Source organism: Serratia sp. N21D137, assembly GCF_047530005.1.
GTDB lineage: Bacteria > Pseudomonadota > Gammaproteobacteria > Enterobacterales > Enterobacteriaceae > Chania > Chania fonticola_B.
This window is the reverse complement of the sequence record NZ_JBLJAJ010000003.1, coordinates 76,354-103,200: the sequence shown is the minus strand read 5'-3', so window position 1 is coordinate 103,200 and position 26,847 is coordinate 76,354. Positions and strand designations below refer to the sequence as shown.

20 protein-coding genes and 1 riboswitch are annotated in these 26,847 nt (G+C 55.9%); of the genes, 7 read left to right on the top strand and 13 right to left on the bottom strand.

Annotated elements, in window-relative coordinates; genetic code table 11:
- Nucleotides 1-17: 17 nt before the first annotated feature.
- Both rapA and ACMV5H_RS03695 read right to left on the bottom strand, forming a co-directional pair.
- Nucleotides 18-2,924, bottom strand: a complete 2,907-nt coding sequence (rapA, locus tag ACMV5H_RS03700; protein WP_024483551.1) for an RNA polymerase-associated protein RapA — start codon at nt 2,922-2,924, stop codon at nt 18-20.
- 356 nt (nt 2,925-3,280) lie between these two features.
- Nucleotides 3,281-5,647 (bottom strand): DNA polymerase II, encoded by a 2,367-nt coding sequence (locus ACMV5H_RS03695; protein WP_414821475.1) that lies wholly within the window; start codon nt 5,645-5,647, stop codon nt 3,281-3,283.
- 170 nt (nt 5,648-5,817) lie between these two features.
- Between ACMV5H_RS03695 and ACMV5H_RS03690 the strand changes: the two genes are divergently transcribed.
- A complete protein-coding gene (locus ACMV5H_RS03690; protein WP_021179284.1) occupies nt 5,818-6,585 on the top strand; it encodes a DedA family protein in 768 nt (255 codons plus the stop codon).
- 367 nt (nt 6,586-6,952) lie between these two features.
- Complete coding sequence (gene dinQ / locus ACMV5H_RS03685) at nt 6,953-7,060, top strand: damage-inducible type I toxin DinQ (RefSeq protein ID WP_102026040.1); 108 nt, start codon at nt 6,953-6,955, stop codon at nt 7,058-7,060.
- 66 nt (nt 7,061-7,126) lie between these two features.
- Here dinQ and ilvN read toward each other — a convergent pair whose 3' ends face one another.
- The 7 genes from ilvN to sgrR all read right to left on the bottom strand — a co-directional run bounded on the left by ilvN (nt 7,127) and on the right by sgrR (nt 14,568).
- On the bottom strand, nt 7,127-7,420 hold the full coding sequence (gene ilvN / locus ACMV5H_RS03680; RefSeq protein WP_414821474.1) for an acetolactate synthase small subunit: 294 nt from the start codon (nt 7,418-7,420) through the stop codon (nt 7,127-7,129).
- A 3-nt stretch (nt 7,421-7,423) separates the two neighbouring features.
- The gene (ilvB, locus tag ACMV5H_RS03675) at nt 7,424-9,118 is read right to left on the bottom strand and encodes an acetolactate synthase large subunit (protein ID WP_414821473.1); all 1,695 of its coding nucleotides are present in this window, start codon (nt 9,116-9,118) and stop codon (nt 7,424-7,426) included.
- A gap of 113 nt (nt 9,119-9,231) precedes the next feature.
- Nucleotides 9,232-9,345: an ilvB operon leader peptide IvbL gene (gene ivbL / locus ACMV5H_RS03670; RefSeq protein ID WP_193569011.1), complete on the bottom strand. Its 114-nt coding sequence runs from the start codon at nt 9,343-9,345 to the stop codon at nt 9,232-9,234.
- Between the two features lie 88 nt (nt 9,346-9,433).
- Nucleotides 9,434-10,138, bottom strand: coding sequence for a thiamine ABC transporter ATP-binding protein ThiQ (gene thiQ / locus ACMV5H_RS03665; protein WP_115159061.1), 705 nt, complete (start codon nt 10,136-10,138; stop codon nt 9,434-9,436).
- On the bottom strand, nt 10,125-11,732 hold the full coding sequence (gene thiP / locus ACMV5H_RS03660) for a thiamine/thiamine pyrophosphate ABC transporter permease ThiP (RefSeq protein ID WP_414821472.1): 1,608 nt from the start codon (nt 11,730-11,732) through the stop codon (nt 10,125-10,127). Before thiP ends, thiQ begins: the two co-directional genes overlap by 14 nt.
- Nucleotides 11,708-12,694: a thiamine ABC transporter substrate binding subunit gene (thiB, locus tag ACMV5H_RS03655; RefSeq protein ID WP_115159063.1), complete on the bottom strand. Its 987-nt coding sequence runs from the start codon at nt 12,692-12,694 to the stop codon at nt 11,708-11,710. The genes thiP and thiB overlap by 25 nt, the downstream gene beginning before the upstream one ends.
- A gap of 56 nt (nt 12,695-12,750) precedes the next feature.
- Nucleotides 12,751-12,869: riboswitch (TPP riboswitch) on the bottom strand.
- Nucleotides 12,870-12,906: 37 nt separating this feature from the next.
- Nucleotides 12,907-14,568 (bottom strand): HTH-type transcriptional regulator SgrR, encoded by a 1,662-nt coding sequence (gene sgrR, locus ACMV5H_RS03650; RefSeq protein WP_414821471.1) that lies wholly within the window; start codon nt 14,566-14,568, stop codon nt 12,907-12,909.
- 92 nt (nt 14,569-14,660) lie between these two features.
- Here sgrR and sgrT point away from each other — a divergent pair, with 92 nt between their 5' ends.
- The 3 genes from sgrT to ACMV5H_RS03635 all read left to right on the top strand — a co-directional run bounded on the left by sgrT (nt 14,661) and on the right by ACMV5H_RS03635 (nt 17,785).
- Nucleotides 14,661-14,834, top strand: a complete 174-nt coding sequence (gene sgrT, locus ACMV5H_RS03645; protein ID WP_071682170.1) for a glucose uptake inhibitor SgrT — start codon at nt 14,661-14,663, stop codon at nt 14,832-14,834.
- A 147-nt stretch (nt 14,835-14,981) separates the two neighbouring features.
- Nucleotides 14,982-16,169, top strand: a complete 1,188-nt coding sequence (locus ACMV5H_RS03640; protein ID WP_094982154.1) for a sugar efflux transporter — start codon at nt 14,982-14,984, stop codon at nt 16,167-16,169.
- A gap of 143 nt (nt 16,170-16,312) precedes the next feature.
- Entirely contained in the window at nt 16,313-17,785 is a 1,473-nt protein-coding gene (locus ACMV5H_RS03635) for a DASS family sodium-coupled anion symporter (RefSeq protein ID WP_094982153.1), read from the top strand.
- Nucleotides 17,786-17,830: 45 nt separating this feature from the next.
- Here ACMV5H_RS03635 and leuD read toward each other — a convergent pair whose 3' ends face one another.
- The 4 genes from leuD to leuA are packed head-to-tail and all read right to left on the bottom strand — an operon-like array spanning nt 17,831 to nt 22,517.
- The gene (gene leuD / locus ACMV5H_RS03630; protein WP_024483541.1) at nt 17,831-18,433 is read right to left on the bottom strand and encodes a 3-isopropylmalate dehydratase small subunit; all 603 of its coding nucleotides are present in this window, start codon (nt 18,431-18,433) and stop codon (nt 17,831-17,833) included.
- 11 nt (nt 18,434-18,444) lie between these two features.
- Nucleotides 18,445-19,845: a 3-isopropylmalate dehydratase large subunit gene (gene leuC / locus ACMV5H_RS03625; protein WP_021179306.1), complete on the bottom strand. Its 1,401-nt coding sequence runs from the start codon at nt 19,843-19,845 to the stop codon at nt 18,445-18,447.
- Nucleotides 19,846-19,848: 3 nt separating this feature from the next.
- Entirely contained in the window at nt 19,849-20,940 is a 1,092-nt protein-coding gene (gene leuB, locus ACMV5H_RS03620) for a 3-isopropylmalate dehydrogenase (RefSeq protein ID WP_024483539.1), read from the bottom strand.
- Nucleotides 20,941-20,942: 2 nt separating this feature from the next.
- Complete coding sequence (leuA, locus tag ACMV5H_RS03615; RefSeq protein ID WP_021179308.1) at nt 20,943-22,517, bottom strand: 2-isopropylmalate synthase; 1,575 nt, start codon at nt 22,515-22,517, stop codon at nt 20,943-20,945.
- 918 nt (nt 22,518-23,435) lie between these two features.
- On the opposite strand from leuA, the gene leuO reads away from it, so the two are divergent.
- Both leuO and ACMV5H_RS03605 read left to right on the top strand, forming a co-directional pair.
- The gene (gene leuO, locus ACMV5H_RS03610) at nt 23,436-24,383 is read left to right on the top strand and encodes a transcriptional regulator LeuO (RefSeq protein ID WP_059199733.1); all 948 of its coding nucleotides are present in this window, start codon (nt 23,436-23,438) and stop codon (nt 24,381-24,383) included.
- Nucleotides 24,384-24,838: 455 nt separating this feature from the next.
- Nucleotides 24,839-26,644, top strand: coding sequence for an AMP-dependent synthetase/ligase (locus ACMV5H_RS03605; protein WP_209528862.1), 1,806 nt, complete (start codon nt 24,839-24,841; stop codon nt 26,642-26,644).
- Nucleotides 26,645-26,847 lie beyond the last annotated feature (203 nt).

The following is a 26,847-nucleotide window of genomic DNA, read 5'->3' as shown; positions in this document are numbered from 1 at the left end:
GCTCCCCGTTGTGTGGATCACTGGTGTGTCACCACTACCAGGCGAATAGCATCCAGCCGCCATCCCGCTTCGTTGAGGTTAATCAGCACCTGCTTGCGGTTGAACTCCAGCGCTTCGACTTCGTCATCACGGATATTCGGGTTAACCGCTTTCAGGGCTTCCAGACGTGCCAGCTCGGTGCTCAGCTTGTCATCGGCCTCTTGCTTGGCCTGTTCGATCAGGGCGCGCGCCTGTTCTTCCACCAGGCTTTCTGCCTGTTGCAGCATCACGTGCACTTCTTGCTGCACCGCATTGACCAGCTTGCTGGAGGTGTGGCGATTGACCGCGTTCAGTTGGCGGTTAAAGCTTTCGAACTCGACCTGTGCCGCCAGGTTGGTTCCCTTGCGATCCATCAACATGCGGATCGGCGTTGGCGGTAGGAAGCGGGTCAACTGCAGGTGTTTAGGGGCCTGGGCCTCAACCACATACACCAGTTCGACCAGCAGGGTGCCCACCGGCAGTGCCTTGTTTTTCAACAGAGAAACCGCACAGCTCCCGGTGTCGCCGGAGAGGATCAGATCCAGCCCGTTGCGGATAATCGGGTGTTCCCAACTGACAAACTGGGCATCTTCACGCGACAGTGCCTGCTCGCGATCAAACGTCACGGTGCAGCCATCTTGCGGTAGCCCAGGGAAGTCCGGTACCAGCATATGGTCGGACGGGGTCAGGACGATCAGGTTGTCGCTGCGGTCTTCCTGATTGATACCGACGATATCGAACAGGTTGAGTGCAAAGCTCACCAGGTTAACGTCATTGTCCTGCGCCGCAATGGCTTCCGCCAGTGCCTGCGCTTTGTCACCGCCGTTGGAGTGCATTTCCAGCAGACGGTCACGGCCCTGTTCCAGCTGCGTTTTCAACTGTTTGTGCTGCTGGTTACAGGCATGGATAAACTCGTCCAGACCTTCCTGCTCAGTAGGGGCGGCCAGGTAGCCAATCAGTTGCTCGTAGCAGCTGTCATAAATCGGCCGGCCGGTAGGGCAGGTGTGCTCGAAGGCATCAAGCCCTTCATGGAACCAGCGGCCCAGCACGGCCTGAGCGGTGTTTTCCAGGTACGGCACCATGATCTGGATGTCGTGCATCTGGCCAATACGATCCAGACGGCCAATACGTTGTTCCAGCAGATCCGGGTTGAACGGCAGATCGAACATCACCATCTGGCTGGCAAACTGGAAGTTACGCCCTTCCGAACCGATTTCGGAGCACAGCAGTACCTGCGCGCCTTCTTCCTGTGAAGCGAAGTAGGCGGCGGCGCGATCGCGTTCGATAATGCTCAGCCCTTCGTGGAACACGGCGGCGCGGATCGCTTCGCGCTCGCGCAGCACCTGCTCCAGTTGCAGAGCGGTCGCGGCCTGGGCGCAAATCACCAGCACTTTCTCATGACGGTTGGCGACCAGATAATCCAGCAGCCACTCAACGCGCGGATCGAAGTTCCACCAGGTCGCATTCTCCCCTTCGAACTCCTGATAAATCTGTTCTGGGTAGAGCATGTCGCGGGCGCGGGCTTCGACGGTTTTCTTGGCGCTCATGATGCCGGACACCTTGATCGCCGTCTGATATTGCGTTGGCAACGGCAGTTTGATCTGGTGCAGGTGACGGCGTGGGAAGCCTTTTACGCCGTTACGGGTGTTACGGAACAGCACGCGGCTGGTGCCGTGGCGATCCATCAGCATGGTGACCAGTTCCTGGCGCGCCTGTTCGCTGTTGTCGGTATCGCTGTTGGCCGCTTTCAGCAGTGGCTCAATGTCCTGCTCGTCGATCAGCTCACCCAGCAGGTTCAACTTGTCATCTGCCAGACGCTCGCCGCTCAGCAGCAGCGTCACCGCATCGGCTACCGGACGGTATTTCTGCTGGTCGGTGACAAACTCCTGGTAGTCATGGAAACGGCTGGGATCCAGCAGGCGCAAGCGGGCAAAGTGGCTTTGCTGGCCAAGCTGCTCCGGAGTTGCCGTCAGCAACAGTACGCCAGGGATGTGCTCCGCCAACTGTTCAATCACCTGATATTCACGGCTCGGCGCGTCTTCGCTCCAGGCCAGATGATGAGCTTCGTCTACCACCAGCAGATCCCAGTGGGCATCGGCCAACTGCTCAAGGCGCTGTTTGTTGCGACGCACGAAATCCAGCGAGCAGATCACCAACTGTTCGGTTTCGAACGGGTTGCTGCTGTCGAGCATCGCTTCGGAATAGCGGCTATCGTCAAACAGTGAGAAATAGAGGTTGAAGCGACGCATCATTTCAACCAGCCACTGATGTTGCAGGGTTTCCGGTACCACGATCAGCACGCGTTCGGCGCGGCCAGCCAGCAGTTGCTGATGAATAATCATCCCGGCTTCGATGGTTTTACCTAGGCCCACTTCATCGGCCAACAGAACGCGCGGTGCATGGCGCTGGCCGACCTCGTAGGCGATATGCAATTGGTGCGGGATCAGGCTGGCGCGCATACCACGCAGGCCAGCGAACGGCAGGCGATACTGCTCGCTCTGGTATTTGCGGGCGCGGAAACGCAGCGCAAAGCGATCCATGCGGTCAATCTGACCGGCAAACAGGCGGTCTTGCGGTTTACTGAAGGTCAGCTTGCTGTCCAGCAGCACTTCACGCATAGCGACGCCGCTTTCCTGGGTGTCCAGACGCGTGCCGATATAGGTCAACAGGCCGTTATCCTCTTTGACTTCCTCCACCTGCAACTGCCAGCCTTCGTGGTTGCTGATGGTGTCGCCCGGGTTAAACATCACGCGGGTGATTGGCGAGTCGTTTCTGGCATAGAGGCGGTTTTCACCGGTTGCGGGGAAAAGCAGGGTGACCATGCGCACGTCAAGTGCTACCACGGTTCCCAGTCCCAATTCGCTTTCCGTATCGCTGATCCAGCGTTGACCAAGTGTAAAAGGCATAGTTTGTCGGCTCGATTCTTATTAAGTAAGTCTTGCTACCCGGCAGATAAGCCCTGGGTAACCTGTTTCAACTGCTTGCTATTCCCGGCATCTTGCCTGCCACCGCGTTGTTACCGGTTGGCGAGCTTTATTTTCATTTAGCGGGTAATAGCCTGTTACGCCAGACGTCTGGTGACGGCATGGCGACAACGATGTTGTGAATAGTGGTTCAGAATTTGGGAAGGGCGCTATGGTAATGGAAGGCGGCGCATTCGTCACCTGTAAAACCCGATGATTTTATCTTCCCAAATGCCGACTAACACCAGTAAAAAGAAAGGGTTTCCCCATGGGGTGGTATTACCCCCAGCTTTGACCGCTCAGAACAGGCCTATCTGCCTGGTTACCAACGCCGAAAAATCGTCGTACAGGAAGGGAAGTATAGCGTCTGCTACCGGTTGCAGCTGGCGTTCGAGATAATGGTCGTAATCGATCGCGGATTGCCGGGTTTCCAACGGCTCTGGCCCGGCTAGCGTCATTACATAGCTGATCCAGCCACCGTTCTGATATTGCAGCGGCCGCCCCTGTTGACGATTATAGTCATCGGCCAGGCGGGCTGCTCGGGCGTGTGGCGGGACATTGCGTTGATAGTCATCCAGCTTGCGCCGCAGGCGTTTGCGGTACACCAGCCGGTCGTCAAATTCGCCGTTCAGCGTTTTGGCCACGTAATCGCGCACAAAGTCTTGATAGGGCTGGCGCTTGAAGATGCGTTGATAGAGCTGCTGCTGAAACTGCTGCGCCAGCGGGGTCCAGTCTGTGCGTACCGTTTCCAACCCTTTATACACCATCTCTTCACTGCCGTCCGGTTTGCTGATCAACCCTGCGTAGCGTTTTTTGCTGCCCTGCTCGGCACCGCGGATGGTAGGCATTAAAAAGCGGGAGTAGTGGGTTTCAAACTCCAGCTCCAGCGCATTTTCCAGCCCATATTGCTGTTGTAGATGCTGATGCCACCATTGATTGACGTGATCGAGCAGCTCGCGGCCAATCTCGGCGGCCTGCTGTTCACTGTGGGCCTTTTTCAGCCAGACAAAGGTCGAGTCCGTATCGCCGTAGATCACCTCGTAACCTTTAGCTTCGATCAACTCTCGCGTCTGGCGCATGATCTCATGGCCGCGCAGGGTGATCGAAGAAGCCAGCCGGGGATCGAAGAAGCGACAGCCGCTCGATCCCAGCACGCCGTAGAAGGCATTCATGATGATCTTGAGCGCCTGCGACAGCGGCTTGTTGTTGTGGCGTTTGGCCGCTTCGCGCCCCTGCCAGATCTGGCGAACAATCTCGGGAAGGCAGTGTTTGGTGCGGGAGAAACGAGCCTGGCGAAAACCCGGCACCGAGTTTTCATCATCCGGGTGCTGCATGCCTTCTACCAGCCCGACGGGATCGATCAGGAAGGTGCGGATGATCGACGGATACAGGCTTTTGTAATCCAGTACCAGCACCGAATCATACAGGCCGGGCTGTGAATCCATCACAAAGCCGCCGGGGCTGTGCTCTTCCGGCAACTCCCCAAGGTTGGGGGCCACATAGCCCTGACGATGCATGCGCGGGATATAAAGGTGGTTGAAGGCCGCCACCGAACCGCCGCTGCGATCGGCCGCCAGGCCGGTCACGGTGGCGCGCTCAAGCAGGAAGGTCAACAGTTCGGTTTTGGCGAAAATGCGCGTCACCAGCTCGCAGTCTTTCAGGTTATAGCGGGCAAGAGCGGGTTTATCTTCGGCAAAACGGCGGTCTATTTCCGCCATCCGCTGGTAAGGATTGTCGATCGATTTCCCTTCCCCAAGCAGCGTTTGCGCCACATATTCCAGGCTGAAGGACGGGAAGTTCCAGGTGGCCGACTTCAGCGCCTCGATACCGTCGATAATCAATCGCCCGGAGGCCGAGGCGAAGAAGTGGTTTTGCTTAAAGCCGTGCTCGCGCCACTCCAACAGGTTACCGCCACGGCCAAAGCGCAGGGGGATCTGATACCGCTCGGCGTGTTTTTGCAGTACCCGCAGATCGAACTGCACCAGGTTCCAGCCGATAATGGCGTCGGGATCGTGCTGCTCCAGCCATTGATTCAGGCGTTCCAGCAGCTGTGGGCGGCTGTTGCAATATTCCAGCTCGAAATCCAGCACCTCAGTGCCGCCGTTGGCAGGGCCGAGCATATACACTTGGCGCTGGCCACAGCCTTCCAGCGCGATGGAGTAAAGCTCGCCATGGGCGGTGGTTTCGATATCCAGTGATACCAGCTTTAGAGTGGGGCGGTAGTCTGGGGCAGGCTTCATCTGGCCATTGAGCCACAGGCCATGACCGTCGGGTTGACCGTTGAACCACACCGGAGCGGTGATAAAGCGCTCCATCAGATAGCGTTCTGGCGGGCGGATATCGGCCTCAAATACGTTGACGCCGCCCTCTTTGAGCAGCTTTTCCAACTTGATCAACTGACGATGCTGGCGGCAATAAAGGCCCATCACCGGACGGGAGTGGAAATCCTGCAGCGGCAGGGGTTTCAGCTCGACATGACGCTCTTCACGCAGCAGCAACTCGGCCCGCTGACGCTGTTCGGCGGGAATGAATGCCACGGAGGTCTGTGGGGCCAGCCGTAGCCGTTGTGGCCCGCTATCGGTTGCCAGCCAGAACTCAACTTCGGTACCGGCGGGCGTATCACGCCAATGGCGAGTGAGTAAGAAACCCTGCTGTAGAGATGTCACTAGTTCCTGATCATCGATGTTCTATAGGTGTTTATAGTATGGGTTTTTATACAGTAATTGTCTATCACTGGCCCGATTGGCTAAATCTACATACAATTCAACGATTGACTCCCCCTGGCCCGCGCCGGACAATCCTTCGCCCATACGTTTAGCTTACCAACAGAGGTTTAATGGAAGCCTATTTACAGCAGTTGATCACCCAGTCATTGGCTTTCACCCTGGTGGTGGTCATGTTGGTGGCGTTCCTGGAGTCGCTGGCGTTGGTCGGTTTGCTATTGCCGGGCACGGTGATGATGGCCAGCATTGGCGCACTGATCGGCAGCGGGCAGGTGGACTTTTATATGGCCTGGGGGGCGGGTATTGTCGGTTGTCTGCTGGGGGATTGGATCTCCTACTTTATCGGCCGGGCCTTCAAGGGGCCGCTGCACCGCTGGTCGTTCCTGAAAAAGAACAAGGCGATGCTGGATAAAACCGAGCATGCGCTGCATCAGCACAGTATCGTTACCATTTTGATCGGTCGCTTTGTTGGCCCGACGCGCCCGCTGGTGCCGATGGTGGCCGGCATGCTTGATCTTCCTCCCTACAAATTTGCCCTGCCAAATATCATCGGTTGCCTGACCTGGCCACCGGTCTATTTCTTCCCTGGTATTCTGGCGGGAGTCGCGATCGATATTCCTGCTAGCGCCAACAGCGCGTTGTTCAAATGGCTGTTGTTTGGCGTGGTGGTGCTGGTCTGGCTGGCGGCCTGGCTGAGTTGGCGCTGGTGGCGTGAAGGAAAGCGCAGTGCCGATAAGCTGACGCGCTGGCTAACGCCGAAGCGGCTGAGGTTGGCCTGTATTGCTAGCTGGGGAGGGGCGCTGGTGTGTTTCTATTACATGCATCAGCAGGCGTTGATGCCGGTATATCGACACCTGTTGTGGAAAGTGCTGGCGGGCTGATGTCAGGCGTAAAAAAACCGACTGGTGAGGTCGGTTTTTTTATTTCCCGGGCTGGAGTTGGTCACTCTGACCGGATGAGACAGCACCCATCTAACGTAGTTGATTTTATCGTCGATCGTCCTCAATGTCAAAAACGCAGAAATCGGAAATCTGTTATGTCGCGCCCTGAATTGGTTAAGATATAATCAGCAGGTTAGCTCTGCTGCTGTCTTTACTTCGGTATGCGCATGTACACATTCAAGTCCTGGTCGGGTGTACGGATGGTGCCGTTATCCGGCGCTCTGGCCGGAGTAAGACTGCACCCATCTAACAACTGAGTGCTGCGCTGTGACAGGCAATGTAAGGGTAAGCGGCGGTGGCTCACTCCATGTTATGGAGAAAACGGGTGATTGATATCGATAAGGCAATCATCGTTCTTGGGGCGCTGATCGCGTTACTGGAACTGATCCGTTATGTGCTTCAGTTACTGAACTGATAACGGAAACGTAGCTAAGGCCGGGGGCTAACCACTTCCCGGCCTTTAACATTCAGCCGCCAAAGCTTATTGGAAGAACGCCTCCAACTGCTCAAACACCCGCATATCTTCGTTATGGCGTTTCACCTGTAATACATCCTCCAGCTTTTCAACCTGGCTGATCATCTGCACCAGGCGCTGATCGTCGGCCACCAATAGCCAAATGCGGCTCTGGGTCCCATCTTTCAGCGGCATACACAAAATACCTTCCACGTTAAAGGCACGGCGGGCAAACAGGCCGCAAACGTGGGTCATTACGCCCGGATGGTTCCGTACCTCCAACTCCAGGATCACCTGTGGATTCTTTTGTAGTGATTGCATGGCTTATTCTCCAATCATTTCGATGTTGGCGGCACCTGGTGGCACCATTGGGTAGACTTTTTCGTTGATATCGATCAGCGCGTGGATCAGGCAAGGGCCAGGGCGTTGGATCGCTGCCAGCAGCGCAGCCTGTGGATCTGGCTCGGCATTCAAATCGCAGGTGTCCAGGCCAAAACCGGCGGCAATTTTCAGGAAATCGGTACGCTTTGGATAGGTGGCGGCAAAGATATGCTGTTGATAGAACAGCGTCTGCTGCTGGTGTACCAACCCCAAGGCCTGGTTGTTCATCAGGATGATTTTCACGTCCAGATTATGCTCAACGGCGGTCGCCATCTCCTGAATATTCATCATCAGGCTGCCGTCACCGGAGAAACACAGCACCTTGCGCTGAGGCTCTGCCAGGGCTGCACCAATCGCAGCAGGCAAACCAAAGCCCATGGTGCCCAAACCGCCGGAGGTCAGCCACTGGCGCGGGCGGCTCAGTGGATAAGCCTGGGCTACCCACATCTGATGCTGGCCTACATCGGTGGTGATAATGGCGCTTTCGTCCACGCAGCGTGCCGCGGCCTTAACCAGCCCGTAATGGCTCAATGGGTCTGCCACATTTGGCATGTTGATCGGGAATTCACGCTTCAGATCGTTAACGGTGTTCATCCATTCGGTACGCGGCTGTGCTTCAATCATCGGTAACAGCTGTTGCAGCACCTGGCCGACGTCGGCATGGATGGCAATATTGGCCTGTTTTACCTTGCCCAGTTCGGCACGGTCGATGTCCACGTGGATAATCTTGGCGTTCGGGCAGAATTGCTCGGTTTTACCGATTGCCCGGTCGTCGAAACGGGCGCCCAACACGATCAGTAGATCGGCTTCCTGCAGTATAAAGTTGGTGCTGCGCGCGGCATGCATCCCCAACATGCCTAATGACAGTGGGTGTTCTACCGGCATTGCGCCCAATGCCATCAGCGTCATGGTGGTTGGCAGGTTGGAGAGCTCGGCCATTTCCAGCGCCGGTTTATGGGCTTCTGCGCAGATAATGCCGCCACCCAGATACAGAATAGGCCGCTTGGCCTGATTGATCATGGCCGCAGCCTGTTCAACCAGCTTACTGTCAAAGGCCGGTGGGGCGTCGGGTACGGCCATTGGCGGTAATGAATCCCACTCAATTTCGGCGGTTTGCACGTCTTTCGGGATGTCGATCCACACCGGGCCTGGACGGCCGGATTCGGCAATGCGGAACGCGTCGCAGATCACCTGTGGCAGATCGCTGATATCGCGGACCAGATGGTTGTATTTGGTGATGGGGATAGAGATACCGTAGGTATCGACTTCCTGGAAGGCATCGGTGCCGATCATCGAGGATGATACCTGGCCGGTGATACACACCAGCGGGATTGAATCGAGCTTGGCGTCGGCAATAGCGGTCACCAGATTGGTGGCTCCCGGGCCACTGGAAGCGATACAGACCGCCGCCTTGCCGTTGGTACGTGCCATGCCCTGCGCCATAAAACCGGCCCCTTGCTCGTGGCGGGCCAGCACGTGCTGGATGACGGTGCTTTGGCTCAGAGCATCGTACAGCGGCAGCGCTGCGCCACCGGGAATGCCTGCAATAGTGGTGATACCCTGACGCTCCAGCAGATGCACGATCAGCTGTGCGCCGGTAATACGTTGGCCTTGGTGTGGCGTGCCCGAAGTTGCCATGTGCCTATCCTTTTCTCTGGGCCGGTTAGCTTTTCTGGGCAGGGGGACTAAAACAAGAAACCCCGCCCGGTTTGCGCCGGCGGGGTTTGGGAATCGATGCGTTGATTCGGACCCTACGGCGCGTTGCCGACGACCACCACCACACGCACGACGACCACCGCGGCTGGTAGCGCGGTTGTTAGTAGGGTCGAGGTCAGCGAGGATGCGATCACAGGGAGCCTTATCATCAATAGTAAAAAACAGAATTTTATAAAACCACAGGTGCAAAATTCGCACAACAGGTTTATTGGTTCAGCATAAAAAACGCGTGGTAGATCACGGTTTAACCAGAATACCCAGCACCTGGGCCTCCGGTGCGCTGCCGCTGACCAGCGCCTGGGTCGGGCCGTCGTAATAAATCCGCCCATCCACGACCAGCAAGGTACGCGGCGCGATGCGGGCAGCATCCTCAAGATTGTGTGACACCATCAGCAGTGTGAGTTGGCGCTGGTCGCAGACGTTTTGCAGCAGTTGCAGCATCTCACTGCGTAGTGCCGGATCGAGTGCAGAGAAAGGCTCATCGAGCAGCAGGATCGGCTGCTGGCGGATCAGGCAACGCGCCAAGGCTGCCCGTTGCCGCTGCCCGCCGGAAAGCTGCGACGGCAGGCGTTGCAGATGTTCTTCCAGCCCGACCTGCTGGGCAATCTGTGCCAGTTGTTCCTGCTGGGCGGCGGTTAGGTGCAGGCCAGGATCCAGCCCCAGGCCGATGTTTTGCCTGACCGTCAGGTGGGCAAACAGGTTGTTTTCCTGAAACAGCATCGACACCGGGCGTTTGGCCGGTGGCGAAGCGGTATGATCGCTTCCGTTGAGCCACAGTTTGCCGCTGGCCGCTGGCAGGAAACCCGCGATCAGGCTGAGCAAGGTACTTTTGCCTGCGCCGCTAGGGCCCAGCACCGCGACGTGTTCTCCCGACTGAATGCGCAGGTCAAAACGCATCGGCAGGTGTTCATATAGATAGGTCAGTTTTTCAAGCGTCAGCATGGCGGCCCGGTAAACGTTCAATCAGGGTAAACAGCAGGAAACAGAGCAACAGCAGCAGCAGGGCGGTCACGGCCCCATCGTTGCTACGGTATGCGCCAATCTGCTGATAGAGATAAAAAGGCAGAGTACGGAACTGCTCGTTGCCGAACAGCGCTACCACGCCGAAATCGCCAATCGACAGCACACAGGCAAAAGCCAGAGCCTGCGCCAGCGGGCGTTGCAACGCTTTCAGCTCGATCCAGCGCAGCCGCTGCCAGCCGTGGATATCCAGCGATAAGCAGAGCGGATTATAACGCTCGGCCAGATCGCGCATCGGATTTTCCAGCACTTTCAGCGCGTAGGGCACCGCCATCAACGCATTGGTGAGGATCACCAGCGCATACGGCGACTGCGGCAGCCCAGTGGTATCGCTTAGCAACAGGAAGAAACCGGTAGCCAGCACAATACCCGGCATCGCCAGGATCACCATGCCGCTCAGTTCCAGCGTTTGGCCCCAGGCGGCCCGTTGCCGCAGCTTCAGTTCACGGCTGCTCCACAGCAGCATCATGGTCAATACGACACATAAAATACCCGCCCCAAGTGCGATGCGCAGTGAGGTGAACAGGGCCTGCCAGAGAATGGGCTGTTGCAGCACGGTGACCAGCGTTTGGTTGGCACCGTCGATGATCACCGCCAGCAACGGAGGCAACAGCAACAATAGCGCTGCGGCAATCAATAGCGTATCGCTAATGCGCCGCCCCAGGCTGTCCTGCGGATCGCGCCAGCGCTGGGCGTGGGTATGGCCAACCGGTAGAGCCTGGCTCAAACGCTGGCTGAGCACCACCAGCCCCAGGCAGCAGGCCAGTTGGATCAGCGCCAGCAGCGCAGCGCGGCTGAGATCGTAGTCGTAACTCAAGGCCTGATAGATCGCCAGTTCTATGGTGGTAGCCTGCGGCCCGCCGCCCAACGACAGCACGGTTGCAAAGCTGGCAAAACACAGCATAAATACCAGTGCGCCGCTGGGTAAGATCTGGCGGTGTAACGCAGGCCATTCCACAAAGCGGAACTGCTGCCAGCCGTTCATCCCCAGCTGCGCGGCCAGTTGTCGCTGCTCGGTGGGAATGTTCTCCAGCGCCTGTAGCAGCAGGCGAGTGGCCAGCGGCATATTGAAGAACAGATGCGCCAGCAGGATACCTTGCAGACCATAAGGCGAAAAACTGTAGTTCACGCCCAGCCAACCACACAGCGTTGCCAGCCAGCCTTGCCTGCCGTAGACGCTCAGCATGCCAAACACCGCCACCAGCACCGGCAGCACCAGCGTCATGGCGCACAGGCGCAGCAGCAGGTTGCGGCCAGGGAAACGTCTGCGGTACAGCGCCCGGGCCAGCCAGATGGCAGGCACTACCGAGATTACGGCGGAGAGCAGCGCCTGCCAAAAGGTAAAGCGCACCACGTGCCACAGGTAGCTGTCCTGCCACAGGCTACGCCAATCGCTTTCGGGCGCATGACGCCACAGCGAGCCCATGGCCGCCAACGCGATCAGCAGGATCAGACCGGCGGCCATCAGCCCCGGCCATAACCAGCGGGGGATCAGTGGCTGACGGCGGTTTGCCATGCCCGGATCCAGTTACCACGCTGTTGTGCCACTTCCTCGGCGCTGAATTGTAATGCCGTTTGCGGCACGGTCATCTGTTCAAAACCGGCAGGCAGTTCCGTCTTGATCACCGGGTACATCCAGTTTCCGGTAGGAATGGTGTTCTGGAAGGCCGGGGAGGCCATAAACTGCATGAAGCGCTCGGCCAGTTCTGGCTGTTTGCTGGCCTTTAGCTTGCCAGCGACTTCGATTTGCAGGTAGTGCCCCTCACTGAAGCTGGCCGCCGCATAAAGGTCTTTTTTCTCTTCGATCAGATGGTAGGCGGGGGAGGTGGTGTAGCTCAGTACCATGTCGCCTTCCCCTTTCAGGAACAGGCCGTAGGCTTCACTCCAGCCTTTGGTCACGGTGACGGTTTTCTTCGCCAACTGTTGCCAGGCGAGCGGTGCTTCGTCGCCATACACTTTCTGCATCCAGAGCAGCAGGCCAAGGCCAGGTGTGCTGGTGCGCGGATCCTGATAGATGATCTTCAGGGGGCGGTCGCTGCTCACCAACTCTTTCAGGCTGGTCGGCGGGTTCTTCAGCTTGTCTTTGTTGTAGACGAAAGCAAAGTAGCCATAGTCGTAGGGAACGAAGGTCTGGTTGTGCCAGCCACCGGGAACGGTGAGCTTGCTAGTATCGACTTGGCTGGCGGTGAACAGATCGGTTTGCTGCGCGGCTTGCAGCAGGTTGTTGTCCAGGCCCAAAACCACGTCGGCGGCGCTGTTCTTGCCTTCCATTCTCAGGCGGTTGAGTAACGATACGCCGTCTTCCAGCGCCACGAATTTCAATTCGCAGTCACATTCGGCCTCAAAGGCTTTTTTTACCGCTGGGCCCGGGCCCCAGTCGGCAGCGAAAGAGTCGTAGGTGTAGACCGTCAGCGTTGGCTTGGCCAGGACGGGCATCGCCGCTAGCAATAATAAACAGGGCAGGTATTTTTTGACCACTTTGCACTCCTAATAGTAAAGGGGCAAAGGTATCTGAGGGCTGGGTTAACGAAGGCTAACGCGCCATGCTCAAATCCCTCCGCCGGTATTGACCGGATCAGGTTCGACGGGTGTGCTCTCAGCGGAAAACCGTTGGCCAAAAATTGGCTTGTTCTCCGCACCCCGTTGAGTCGGCGCTATTGTAGAGGCTTAGGGGCGTGGGTGAAAGGCGATTATGCTTCCGGTGGCGCAAACCACGCAGATTTAAAATCGAACCAACCGAGGGTATTCATCCGTACCCCGCGCATGCTGCGTTGACCATGCAGTTGCAGCCAGTGATGGAATAACGGATGCAACTGATGGCTGCTGACCAGGCGCTGGCAAAACTCGGCCATGGACAGGCGATTTTCCCGCCACTGAGCGGCATCCTGCGCGATATCCTCCGTCAGACAATGTTGTATCAGCGGTAATTCGTACAGCGTGGCAAACAGAGAAAACTCCAGCGGCAGGGTGAAGTTGGCGCTGCCTAACCACAGATCGCTTTGCGCCTTGCCCTTATGCCAGACTTCATAATCCACGGCCTGCACATTGAGTTTGATACCCTGTTCGGCTAGTAGAGAGGCGATAGCCTGCTTGATTGCGTGGAACTCGGAGTGTTCGTTATAGAAGGTCAGGGTCAATTCGGTTAAGCCCGGAGGCTTGGGCTGCTGCCCCAGCACACGATTATGCAACCAGCGCGGGAGAATGCCATAGGCCGGAGCCCAGTAACGTTGGTAGAGCGGCCCGGCGTGGCTCAGCAGAGCAATAGGGTTGATCAGTTCGCTTAACCAACTGCGGATTGCCGGATCGGCCGCCAGTGCCGAACGCTGGTCGAACAACAGAAAATAACAGCCTTCTTCGAGGCGGCTTTCCAGCTCGTTCCTGCCGGTATCATCCCCTTGTAACTGTACGCCGGAGTGCGCCAGCTCTTCGGTGATTTCCGGCAATACCCAAATGTTGACCTCATCGATCAGGGCACGATAGCCAAAGTAGTCGTCAAAGGCATGAATTTTCATCTGGCTTTGGTTGTTGTGTATCACCCGATAGGGGCCGGTGCCAATCGGATGGCGGGCAAAATCCGGCAGGTTCTGCCATTCGCGCGGCAGGATCATGGCATGTACGCTGCTCAGCAGCCAGGGCAGCCAATAGTCCGGCGTGTGCAGATATACATCGATGACATAGGGCGTAGGTGAGACGATCCTGTCGATATGTGAAAATAGCGGTTGTGGGATCAGGCGGTTGAGTGAATAGATAACATCTTCCATTTCCAGCTCACGGCCATGATGAAAATGGATCGCCGGGCGAAGATAAAAGCGCCAGTGTAAAGGGGTGAGCGTTTGCCAATGATGTGAAAGATCGGGCTCAAGTTCCCCGTTTTCCTCATTTACCCGTGTCAGGCCGTTGAAAATCTGTCTTGCCAGGTGGGTTTCTGAACGACGCAGTGCCGAACCGGGTAACAGGTTGTAAAGCTGACGATAGTAGAGCACGCGCAGGATATGTTTCCCCTGGCGGAAGCTGCGCCCCAGCTGGGAAAGCAGCATTTGGCGTACTACGTCTTTATCGCCCACCAGTTGGACCAGTTGGTCGATGCGATCCTGTTCCAGCAGTTCCTCGGCGCGCTGTTGTTGCAGTGCCAATCCGGTGTAGTGAAAGCTGAGCTGTGAACGTTTACCCCGGCCGGACTCGGCCTGCCAGGTCAGCCAACCCTCGTGCTGCATGGCTCCCAGCAGCGAACGAACATGGCGGCGGGAACAGCTGAGTACCTCTGCCAACTCTTGCAGCGTGGTTTCGGTGGTTTGGCCATGGCAGCGTTGCCACAGGCGAATGAACTGTTGTTGCAGGCGTGAGGTGGACATAAAAGAGGAACTCTCTGGCATCAAGTCGTCAATTTATCTTTCCCTATATTACGCCGATAATGAGGGCAGTTGAATCAGCGGAGGGATAACAAATGACGGTTCTGTTAACTAAACAGTTTTATCAGCGTTATTTCACCGCCATCCGCCGCCAGCAGGCCGATTGGCTGCAGGTGGTCCCTGAACAGGCGCGGCTGGAGATGCTGGCCCACTTGACCCAGTGGGACATCGCCACGCTGAGCGACAAGCAATACCGTGAGCGTATCTGACGTTCACCGCAAAAGTGTTTCTGAGTAATGGTGCTTTTCACCAGCCAGTGGGGTTACCCACTGGCATTTTTATCTGCCGTCTTTACTTCCTTCGGCAATTTTCCTTCTGTAGCATAGCCTTCTTTATTTCTGGATAGGGATATCGCTATGAATTTCAGACGCTGGTTACCGCGCCGTTTTAATCCCGTTTTTGCCGCCTTCCTGCTAATAGCCTTCCTGACCGGCATTGCTGGAGCGCTGCAAGCCCCCACGCTAAGCCTGTTTCTGACCACCGAGGTAAAGGTGCGGCCGCTATGGGTAGGCATGTTCTATACCGTGAATGCCATCGCCGGGATCATCGTCAGCTTCCTGTTGGCCAAGCGTTCGGATACCCGTGGCGATCGGCGCAAGCTGATCCTGGTGTGCTGTGCCATGGCGCTGGCCAATAGCCTGTTGTTTGCATTCAACCGTGATTATCTGACGTTGATCACCGTAGGCGTGCTGCTGGCCGCGATTGCCAATACCGCCATGCCGCAGATTTTTGCCTTGGCGCGTGAGTATGCGGACAGCTCGGCACGTGAAGTGGTGATGTTCAGTTCGGTGATGCGTGCTCAGCTTTCACTGGCCTGGGTGATCGGCCCGCCGCTGTCATTTATGTTGGCACTGAACTACGGCTTTACCGTGATGTTTATGATTGCGGCGCTGATTTTTGCCGTCAGCGTGCTGCTGGTGTGGCTGATATTGCCTTCGGTGCCCCGTGCCGACGTTGAGATCAGCGTAGATTCTCCGCCTATTGCGCCAATCAGCGCCTGGCGCGATCCCGATGTGCGCCTGCTGTTTGTGGCTTCGATGCTGATGTGGACCTGCAACACCATGTATATCATCGATATGCCGCTGTACATCACCGCCGATTTGGGCTTGCCTGAACGGCTGGCAGGTTGGCTGATGGGCACCGCCGCCGGGCTGGAAATCCCGGCTATGCTGCTGGCGGGTTATTACGTCAAACGCTTTGGCAAACGCAATATGATGCTGTTTGCGGTGGCGGCAGGCGTGCTGTTTTATGCCGGGCTGGTGTTGTTCAAGTTCCAGTCGGCCCTGATGATATTGCAGCTGTTCAACGCGGTGTTTATCGGCATTATTGCCGGGATCGGCATGTTGTATTTTCAGGATTTGATGCCGGGGCGGCCCGGTGCCGCGACCACCATGTTTACCAACAGCATTTCGACCGGGGTGATCCTGGCCGGTGTACTGCAAGGCGCGCTGGTAGAAAACTTTGGGCACTATGCGGTTTACTACCTGATTACTCTGCTTGCCATCCTGGCGCTGTGGATGAGTGCCAAAGTTCGCGAAGTGTGAGCTGTAACACCCGGTTAGTTGATACATATCATTGAGAAAACCGCTCCATTCTCACTAAGATAAACGGACTCAGAGCGTGAGCTTCACGCTCTTATCCATCTTGCTATTAAGATGCCGATCCCGTTGATAAAAGTGGGTATGTTATGGATAAACTAACGCCGCTCAAACCCGTTCCCTCCCTCTGTGCCGTTATCGCCGCTTTGCTGATCTGGTTTGTGATCCCTGTTCCAGAAGGGGTGGCACCGAATGCCTGGCATTTGCTGGCCCTGTTTATCGGGACCATCATTGCCATTATCGGCAAGGCGATGCCGATCGGCGCCGTATCCATCATTGCCATTGCGCTGGTGGCTGTGACCGGAGTGACCAACCCTGGCAAGCCGGGGGCCGCGCTGGACGATGCACTGAGTGGGTTCTCCAACCAACTCATCTGGCTGATCGGTTTCTCGATCATGATCTCTCTGAGCCTGAATAAAACCGGCCTGGGATCGCGCATTGGCTACTACTTTATCTCGCTGTTTGGCAAAAAAACGCTGGGGATCGCTTATGCGTTAACCCTGGCGGAAACCGTGCTGGCCCCGGTTACGCCGAGCAATACCGCCCGTGGCGGCGGGATTATCCACCCGATAATGAAATCGATAGCGGACAGTTTTGGCTCCAAGCCCGAGCTGAATACCTCCGGCAAGATTGGCCGCTATCTCTCGCTGGTGAACTACAACATCAACCCGATCACCTCGGCGATGTTTATCACCGCAACTGCGCCTAACCCGCTGATTGTCAATCTGATCGCCAAAGGGGCCGGTTCCGAGTTTGAACTGACCTGGGGCATGTGGGCGGTAGCGGCGCTGATACCGGCAATCTGTTCGCTGATCGTCATGCCGCTGGTGGTTTATTGGCTTTATCCACCGGAAATCAAGAGCACCCCGGATGCGCCACTGTTTGCGCAGGATAAACTGCAAACTCTGGGGCGGATAACCCTGCCAGAGAAGATCACGCTGGGCGTGTTTGCTCTGTTGCTGGTGATGTGGGCCGGGGTTCCGGCGATGATTTTTGGCCCTGCACTGGCAGTTAACCCGACGACGGCTGCGGTAATTGGTCTGGCGATCCTGCTGGCAACCGGCGTACTCAGTTGGGACGACGTGTTGAAGCACAAAGGGGCCTGGGATACCGTGGTCTGGTTTGCCGCCTTGGTGATGATGGCGACCTATCTCGGCAAACTGGGTCTGATTGGCTGGCTGTCACAAACGGTAGGCTCGGGTATCGATCATATGGGGATGAGCTGGGTCGGGGGGACCATTTTGTTAACGCTCGTCTATCTCTATTCGCATTACTTCTTTGCCAGTACCACCGCGCACGTGACCGCCATGTTCGCCGCGTTCTTTGCCGCAGGTATTGCCCTTGGTGCACCACCGGCTCTGCTTGGCCTGATCCTGGCCTTCTCGTCTTCACTGATGATGTCGTTAACACATTATGCCACCGGTACCGCGCCGATCATCTTTGGGTCGGGCTATGCCACCCTGGGGGAATGGTGGAAAACCGGCTTTATCATGAGCGTGGTCAACCTGCTGATCTGGGCACTGATCGGGGGAGTATGGTGGAAGTGGCTGGGTTATTGGTGATGTTGATGAAAGCCTCACCCGCCGGGCGGCAGGTGAGGCTGAGGTTTAGTTCAGAAACGCCGGTTGCTGCGCCTCGTAGCGGGAAATCTCCGCTTCGTGCTGCAACGTCAGGCCAATGCTGTCCAAGCCGTTAATCATGCAGTGGCGGCGGAAGCTGTCGATCTCAAACGGGTAGCTTTTGCCTCCGGCATTCACCGTCTGGTTTTCCAGATCGACCACGAACTCCGTGCCTTCGTGCTCTGCAACCAGCTTAAACAGCGTATCCACATCCTGCTCGCTCAGCGTGACCGGCAGCAGCTGGTTGTTGAACGAGTTGCCGTAGAAGATATCCGCAAAGCTTGGTGCAATCACCACCTTGAAGCCGTAATCGGTCAGTGCCCATGGTGCGTGCTCACGGGATGAGCCACAGCCAAAGTTTTCCCGGGCTAACAGGATGCTGGCCCCTTTATAGCGCGGAAGGTTCAGCACAAACTCAGGGTTTGGCTGCTGGCCCGCGTCGTCCAGGAAGCGCCAGTCGTTGAACAGGTGCTGGCCGAAACCGGTGCGGGTGACTTTCTGCAGAAACTGCTTCGGGATAATGGCGTCGGTATCGACGTTGGCTGCGTCCAGAGGCACCACTAAGCCGGTATGTTGAGTAAATTTAGCCACGCTGGTGCTCCTTAATGCAATTCACGGATGTCGGCAAAATGGCCGGTAACGGCAGCAGCGGCAGCCATTGCCGGGCTGACCAGATGGGTACGCCCACCGCGGCCCTGACGCCCTTCGAAGTTACGGTTGCTGGTTGAGGCACAGCGTTCGCCTGGGTTCAGACGGTCGTTGTTCATCGCCAGGCACATGGAGCAGCCTGGCAGACGCCATTCGAAACCAGCCTCGATAAAGATCTTGTCCAGACCTTCCTCTTCCGCCTGCGCTTTGACCGGGCCGGAGCCTGGCACCACAATTGCCTGCACGCCTGCGGCCACTTTACGGCCTTTGGCAATGGCGGCTGCGGCACGCAGATCTTCGATGCGTGAATTGGTGCAAGAGCCGATAAACACTTTATCGATTGCGACGTCAGTCAGCTTGATGCCGGGTTTCAGATCCATATAAGCCAACGCTTTTTCAGCTGAGGCACGTTCCACCGGATCGCTAAAGGAATCGGGGGTTGGGATCGCCTGATCGACCGCGATAACCTGCCCAGGGTTGGTGCCCCAGGTCACCTGTGGTGCGATATCTTCCGCCCGCAGGGTGATGGTGGTATCGAATTTGGCTTCGGCGTCGGACTTCATGGTGCGCCAGTAGGCCACGGCCTGCTCCCAGTTTTCCCCGGTAGGAGCGAACTGGCGGCCTTTCAGGTAATTGAAGGTGGTGTCGTCTGGCGCAACCAGGCCAGCTTTGGCACCCATCTCAATCGCCATGTTGCACAGCGTCATGCGGCCTTCCATGCTCAACGCTTCGATCGCTTTGCCACAAAATTCAACGACGTGGCCAGTACCGCCAGCGCTGCCGGTTTTGCCGATCACGGCCAGCACGATATCTTTGGCGGTGATACCTTCTGCGGCCTCGCCGGTGACTTCAATCTTCATCGTCTTGGCGCGGCCCTGCTTCAGGGTTTGGGTTGCCAGCACGTGTTCCACTTCCGAAGTACCGATACCGAACGCCAGCGAGCCAAAGGCGCCGTGCGTGGCGGTATGGGAGTCGCCACAGACGATGGTCATGCCCGGCAGCGTCATGCCTTGCTCAGGGCCGATAACGTGGACAATGCCCTGGAAGGGATGGTTCAGGTCATACAGTGAGACGCCGAACTCTGCGCAGTTCTTGATCAGCTCTTGCATCTGAATGCGGGCCATCTCGCCACTGGCGTTGATGTCTTTGGTCTGGGTCGACACGTTGTGATCCATGGTGGCAAAGGTCTTGCCCGGCTGACGCACTTTGCGCCCCATGGCACGCAGACCGTCGAAGGCCTGCGGTGAGGTCACTTCATGCACCAGATGTCGATCGATATACAGCAGCGGCGTCTCGTTTGGCGCTTCATGCACCACGTGGGCATCGTATAATTTCTGATATAAGGTCTTGGCCATGATTTACGCCCCCTCAGCCACGAAGCGGGCAATGATATCGCCCATTTCATTGGTGCCGATGGCTTTGCCAGCACCGGCCAGATCGGCGGTACGGTAGCCCTGTTCCAACGCCTGATTAATGGCGCGCTCGATCGCATCTGCAGCTTCATCGGCACCCAGGCTGTAACGCAGCAGCAGGGTGGCAGACAGAATTTGCGCGATCGGATTGGCAATGTTTTTGCCCGCGATGTCAGGTGCAGAACCACCGGCTGGTTCGTACAGGCCAAAGCCCTGTTCGTTCAAGCTGGCGGAAGGCAGCATGCCCATCGAGCCGGTGATCATGGCGCATTCGTCCGACAGGATGTCGCCGAACAGGTTGGAGCACAGCAGCACGTCGAACTGGGACGGATCTTTGATTAACTGCATGGTGGCGTTGTCGATATACATGTGCGACAGCGACACATCTGGGTAATCCTTGGCGACCTGAGTCACGACTTCACGCCACAGGATGGAGCTTTGCAACACGTTGGCTTTATCAATCGAGGTGACGATGTTGCGGCGCTTGCGGGCGGACTCGAAGGCGATACGGGCGATGCGTTCGATCTCAAAGCGGTGGTAGACCTCGGTATCAAAGGCGCGCTCATGCATGCCCTGGCCTTCACGGCCTTTGGGTTGACCGAAGTAGATGCCGCCGGTTAACTCACGTACGCACAGAATGTCGAAGCCACGCGCGGCAATATCGGCACGCAGTGGGCAAAAATCTTCCAGACCTTGGTACAGGCGGGCAGGGCGCAGGTTGCTGAACAGTTTGAAGTGCTTACGCAGCGGCAGCAGCGCACCGCGCTCCGGCTGCTCTGCCGGTGGCAGGTGTTCCCATTTAGGGCCGCCCACCGAACCGAACAGGATGGCATCGGCCTGCTCGCAGCCGGCAACGGTCGCTGCGGGTAATGGGGTACTGTGGCGATCGATGGCAATGCCACCGACGTCATATTCACTGGTAGTGATGCGGATACCAAAGCGTTGGCGCACTGCATCCAACACTTTGTGGGCCTGGGCCATTACTTCCGGGCCGATCCCGTCTCCGGGCAAGACGGCAATGTGGTAAGTCTTAGTCATGTTCACACCGTTTCCTGATTATTTTGATGTTTGGTTTGCTGCAAGCGCTGCTTTTCTTTTTCTACTTGCTGAGAGCGCCAGATATTATTCAATACGTGGATCATCGCCTTGGCAGAAGATTCCACAATATCGGTTGCCAGGCCCACGCCATGGAAGCGGCGGCCATTGTAAGACACCACGATATCGACCTGGCCCAGCGCGTCGCGGCCCTGGCCTTTGGCGGTCAGTTGGTATTTCACCAGCTCAATCGGGTAGTCGGTAATGCGGTTGATGGCTTGGTAAACCGCATCGACCGGGCCGTTGCCCGTAGCGGCTTCGGACTTCTCTTCGTCGCCACATTTCAGTTTGACCGAGGCGGTAGCCATAATGCTGCTGCCGGACTGTACGCTGAAGTATTCCAGGCTGAAATGCTCTGGCTCTTCCTGCTGCTTGTTGATAAATGCCAGGGCTTCCAGATCGTAGTCGAACACCTGGCCTTTCTTGTCGGCCAGCTTCAGGAAAGCTGCGTACAGCACGTCCAGATTGTAATCCTGCTCCTTGTAGCCCATCTCTTCCATGCGGTGTTTTACCGCCGCGCGGCCGGAACGAGAGGTCAGGTTCAACTGGACATCTTTCAGACCGATGGTCTGCGGGGTCATGATTTCGTAGTTCTCGCGGTTTTTCAGCACGCCGTCCTGGTGGATACCGGAGGAGTGAGCGAAGGCGTTGGAACCGACGATGGCCTTGTTGGCTGGAATGGGCATATTGCACAGTTGGCTGACCAACTGGCTGGTACGGTAGATTTCCTGATGATTGATATTGGTATGCACCTGCATAAAGTCCTGGCGCACCTTGATGGCCATGATCACTTCTTCCAGTGAACAGTTACCGGCGCGTTCGCCGATGCCGTTCAAGGTGCCTTCTACCTGGCGGGCACCGGCCTGGACGGCAGCGATAGAGTTACCCACGGCCATGCCCAAATCGTCGTGGCAGTGGACGGAGATAATCGCCTTATCAATATTTGGCACGCGGTCGTACAGCGTAGTGATGATGCCGCCGAACTGGTTTGGCGTGGTATAGCCAACGGTATCAGGGATATTAATGGTAGTGGCACCGGCGTTGATGGCGGCTTCTACCACGCGGCACAGGTTATCAATCGGGGTTCGGCCAGCGTCTTCACAGGAGAACTCTACGTCATCGGTATAGTTACGGGCGCGTTTCACGGAGCGCACCGCCATTTCCAGCACCTGGTCGAAAGAGCGCTTCAGTTTGGATTCGATATGCAGGGTGGAGGTGGCCAGGAAGACGTGAATACGGAAGGCCTCGGCCACGCGTAATGCTTCGGCAGCGACGTCAATGTCGTTATCAACACAGCGTGCCAGACCACAAACGCGGCTGTTTTTGATCTGGCGGGCAATGGTTTGTACCGACTCGAAGTCCCCAGGGGAGGAGACTGGGAAGCCGACTTCCATTACATCGACACCCATTCTTTCCAGCGCCATGGCGATCTGGATTTTTTCTTTAACGCTCAGGCTCGCCTGCAGCGCCTGTTCACCATCACGCAATGTGGTATCGAAAATAATGACTTGTTGGCTCATCGTGTTGTTCCTTGTCGTGTTTGTTTCACGCTAAGCGGGTAAAAAAAAACCCGCGCAGTAGCGCGGGTTTTGCAGATGATGGGCTGAATCAGCTTTGAACCCCGTCCACCAGCGTACCGCGCACATAAGATGCGTTTAGTAGTAGGCCTAGTAGACGGTGGGTACGGATCATGGCGGTCAGCTTCTCTAAAATTGTTTCGTTGCCTAATTTGATACTTTATTGGCCGGGGCATGTCAACACCTGATTAAATCAGGGGTATTGAAAAGCGTGGCACCCGCGGGGATGGTGCTAGTTGGAAACTCGGTAAAACCCTCCTAGGCCAGCGCTAAATCCGCAGGTGATCGGGAGTTTATTAGCATAAATGGTTTGAAAGTGGCACTGTCGCATTGATTAACAACACTACTAGGTTAAAATTTTTCGTTGGCGCAAAAAACCAGCAAACGTGGTTTGATGGGATGCTGATGTTGCGGGCTTGATATTCATGGTGTCAATTTTTCGTTGTTGATCTATTCGTAATTCGTATTCTTAACGCTGAACTGAGCGGCTACGATCAATTAAGTGACGCTAAAGAGACCTATTTTGCTACGGCATGATTGTCCATTAACGCATTTTATGGTCTGATCCAGAGGTTGAGGGTACCAAACAGGTATCCATAACTCAGGTGTTTTGCCTGCCAATTTTGTTTGTATGCCATCGGCGAGTTGCGAACCGATGTGCCAAGGCTACCTAACGACGAACAATGCCTAATATGCACCGCTGTGACATATTTTTATAGGATGATGCCCGATTGCTATCTGATAAGTGTAGTCAAAAGGGATAACTAATTTCGCTGTGTGGGAATAACGTAGCGTGCCTTTTCCCGTTATTCCCCTGCGCGCTAGCGAGATTATCTACATGGGACTTAGTGGAGTTTGGATATGTCCGAATATAATTCAGGAACTGTCTTGAGGAAAGAAAACGGTGATATTCATTTGCGCAGTGTGGATCTTAATTTACTCACTGTTTTTGATGCAGTTATGCAGATGCAGAATATTACCAAGGCGGCAAATTCCTTAGGGATGTCGCAGCCGGCGGTCAGCAATGCCGTGTCGCGTTTGAAGATCATGTTCAACGACGAGCTGTTTGTCCGCTTCGGCCGTGGCATTCAGCCTACCATGCGCGCCCGCCAACTTTTTGGCCCGGTACGCCAGGCACTGCAGCTGGTACAAAATGAACTGCCAGGCGCTGGCTTTGATGCCCTGAGCAGCGAACGCCTCTTTGTGCTTTCTATCTGCAGCCCGCTAGATATTCGTCTGACAGCCAAAATAATCAACAACGTCAAGAGCATGGCTCCCAACGTGCAGATACAGACCAAGTCTTACATGAGCACTAACATTGAGCATCAGTTACGCTATCAGGAGACCGAGTTTGTTATTGGCTATAGCCGCCTTGAACATCCCGAGTTCCAGGATATTGCCTTATTCGATGATGAATTGACCCTGGTTGCCGCACAGTCTCACCCGCGCCTGGTGGGTACCATTAGCCAGAAACAGATGCTGGCGGAGCAGCATGCCGTCATCGCATTAGAGCGTTTTTGTTCCTTTAGCAAACCCTACTATCTTGACGAAACCCTACAACGCAATGTCACCCAGCAATGTACCGACCTGTTCAGCGTATTGAATCTGGTCGCCATGACCGAGATGGTGGCAATCGCTCCTCGTTGGTTTGCCCAGCAGCACGCACAAGCCTTGCAGCTAAAATTAATTCCGCTGCCTTGGGAGAGAAAAACCGCCACCTGTTATCTTTCCTGGCATGAGTCCGCCGAGCGTGATGAAGGCCATCAGTGGATGAAGTCCGTTCTTAGCCAAGCGGGTGTATTGCGCTAATTAGTGATTTATTGGCCCAGCGCGCTTTCGAGTGCGTCGGGTTGATAATGGATAGCGCAAAACAATAATTAAGAATAGGCTCAAGAGAAACTAAGATTATTCCGTGTAATGACTCCGTAGGAAATATCATTTACCCGAGGGTTAATTAATTTGAGTGACTGAAACGCTATTCTGCCCCAAGCGATACTGCCACTATTTTAACCTGTCACTTCTCCCTTCTTGTCGTCGATCCCACTTTGTCTGTTTGGTGTAAACCTTTCGCACTCCCTTTTGTCCAAGATCAAGAGAAATGAGTACAAGCGCGTTTTGGCTCACACTTCTACGCTGAAATCCCTTTTCCCACAGCCGGAGACTAGGTAGACTGCGCAAAAAAAGTAAACACGTGTAAGCTGAGATGTGAGAGCTTCCGCTCCGGTCGCGGTTAACTGGTTGATAAATTTCAGGCATAGAGCGCTATGACCAATACCTTGCAGCATTACCATCAGGTTGAACGTATACAGCATCAAATTGCTAACCGTGCAGAACATACGGCTTTCCGTCAGTGGTCCCCTCAGGGAGAAACACGGTTGACCTGGGCGCAGGTTGGGGCGCATATGCAACATATTGGCTGCGCCTTGCTGGCACTGGGCGTTGAGGTACAGGAACGTATCGCGATTTTTGCCAACAACAGCATGGCCTGGTCGTTGGCCGATTTGGCGATCCTCGAACTGCGGGCGGTCAGCGTGCCGCTTTATGCCACCAACACCCCGGCTCAGGCGGCATTTATCATTAACGATGCCGATATCCGCATTCTGTTTGTCGGCGAGCAAGCACAGCTGGATGCCGCGATTGCGCTGCGTGGCGTATGCCCGCAACTGACCCACATTATTGTCTTTGATGCTTCAGCCGATTTGCGCGGCTGTGAGATTGCCCAACACCTTCATCATTTCGAACGTCTTGCGGATATCGAGCGTTTCGATGCCCTGCGTCAGCAAAGAATTGCCGAGCGCGATTTGAAGGATTTGTTCACCCTTATCTACACCTCAGGCACCACCGGGGAGCCGAAAGGCGTGATGCTTGACTACCGCAATATGGCCGCACAGCTGCAGCTGCATGACGATCGCCTGACGGTGACGGCGGATGACGTTTCCCTCAGCTTCCTGCCATTGTCACACGTGTTTGAACGTGCCTGGAGCTTCTTTATCATGCATTCGGGCGCGCAGAATGTTTATCTGCCCAATACCGACTGGGTGCGGGAAGCGATGGCCGATGTCAAACCGACCCTGATGTGCGCAGTGCCACGCTTTTATGAAAAAATCTTCAGTGCGGTGCATGAAAAGGTCGCTCGTGCGCCCTGGTTGCGGCGTGCCTTATTCCACTGGGCCATCGTCTGTGGTGAACGCAAGTTCCTTCAGGAAAGGGCAGGGAAACCGTTAGGCAAGCTGTTCGACCTCTCTCACCGCTGGGCTGACAAGCTGGTGTTAAGCAAGCTGCGGGGGATCCTGGGGGGGCGGGTGCGCTTCTTGCCAGCGGCCGGTGCCAAGCTTGATGACAACGTCATTCTGTTCTTCCAGGCGATGGGCATTAACATCAAATACGGCTATGGCATGACGGAAACCTGTGCCACGGTCTCCTGCTGGGAAGAAAACAACTTCCGCTTTGGTTCGATCGGCAAGCCACTGCCCGGCGTGGAAGTGCGCATTGGCGATGAAAATGAAATTCAGGTGCGTGGGCCAATAGTGATGCGCGGCTATTTCAATAAACCGCTGGAGACGGCCGATAGCTTTACCGCTGACGGCTGGCTGAAAACCGGCGATGCCGGCATGATCGATGATGGCGGCAACCTGTTTATTACCGAGCGGCTGAAGGATCTGATGAAGACCTCCGGCGGCAAATACATTGCGCCACAGATGCTGGAAGGGACCCTGGCGCAGGACCGGTTTATTGAACAGGTCGCGATCGTTGCCGATGCACGCAAATTTGTCTCGGCGTTGATCGTTCCGAGCTTCGAGTCGTTGGAAGAGTATGCCAAATCGGTCAATCTGAAATATCAGGATCGGCTCGAGCTGCTGCGCAACAGCCATATCATCGAAATGTTCGAAAAGCGTCTGCGGGAGATGCAAAAAGAGTTGGCCCTGTTTGAACAGGTGAAGAAATTTACCCTACTGCCGGCGGCCTTCTCGATGGAGTTGGGGGAGCTGACCCCGACGCTTAAGCTGCGTCGCAAGGTGATCCTACAGCGTTACCAGCATGAAATTGAGTCCATGTATCAGGAAAAATGATGATAGGGGGCGCAGGTGGACGAAAAATCCGCAGTCTCCCTTGCCTGATATAGTTCTGTAATTACCTCAACCCTCAAAACAATGCCTAGCTGAATAACCACTCAGCTAGTGCATAGTTTTGCCAAGCCGCGCATCTCCAGCCTGATGGCAATACCCTTGCCCACGATAAGCCATTTTGCCGTTTGCCTGCCCCATATTCTGAC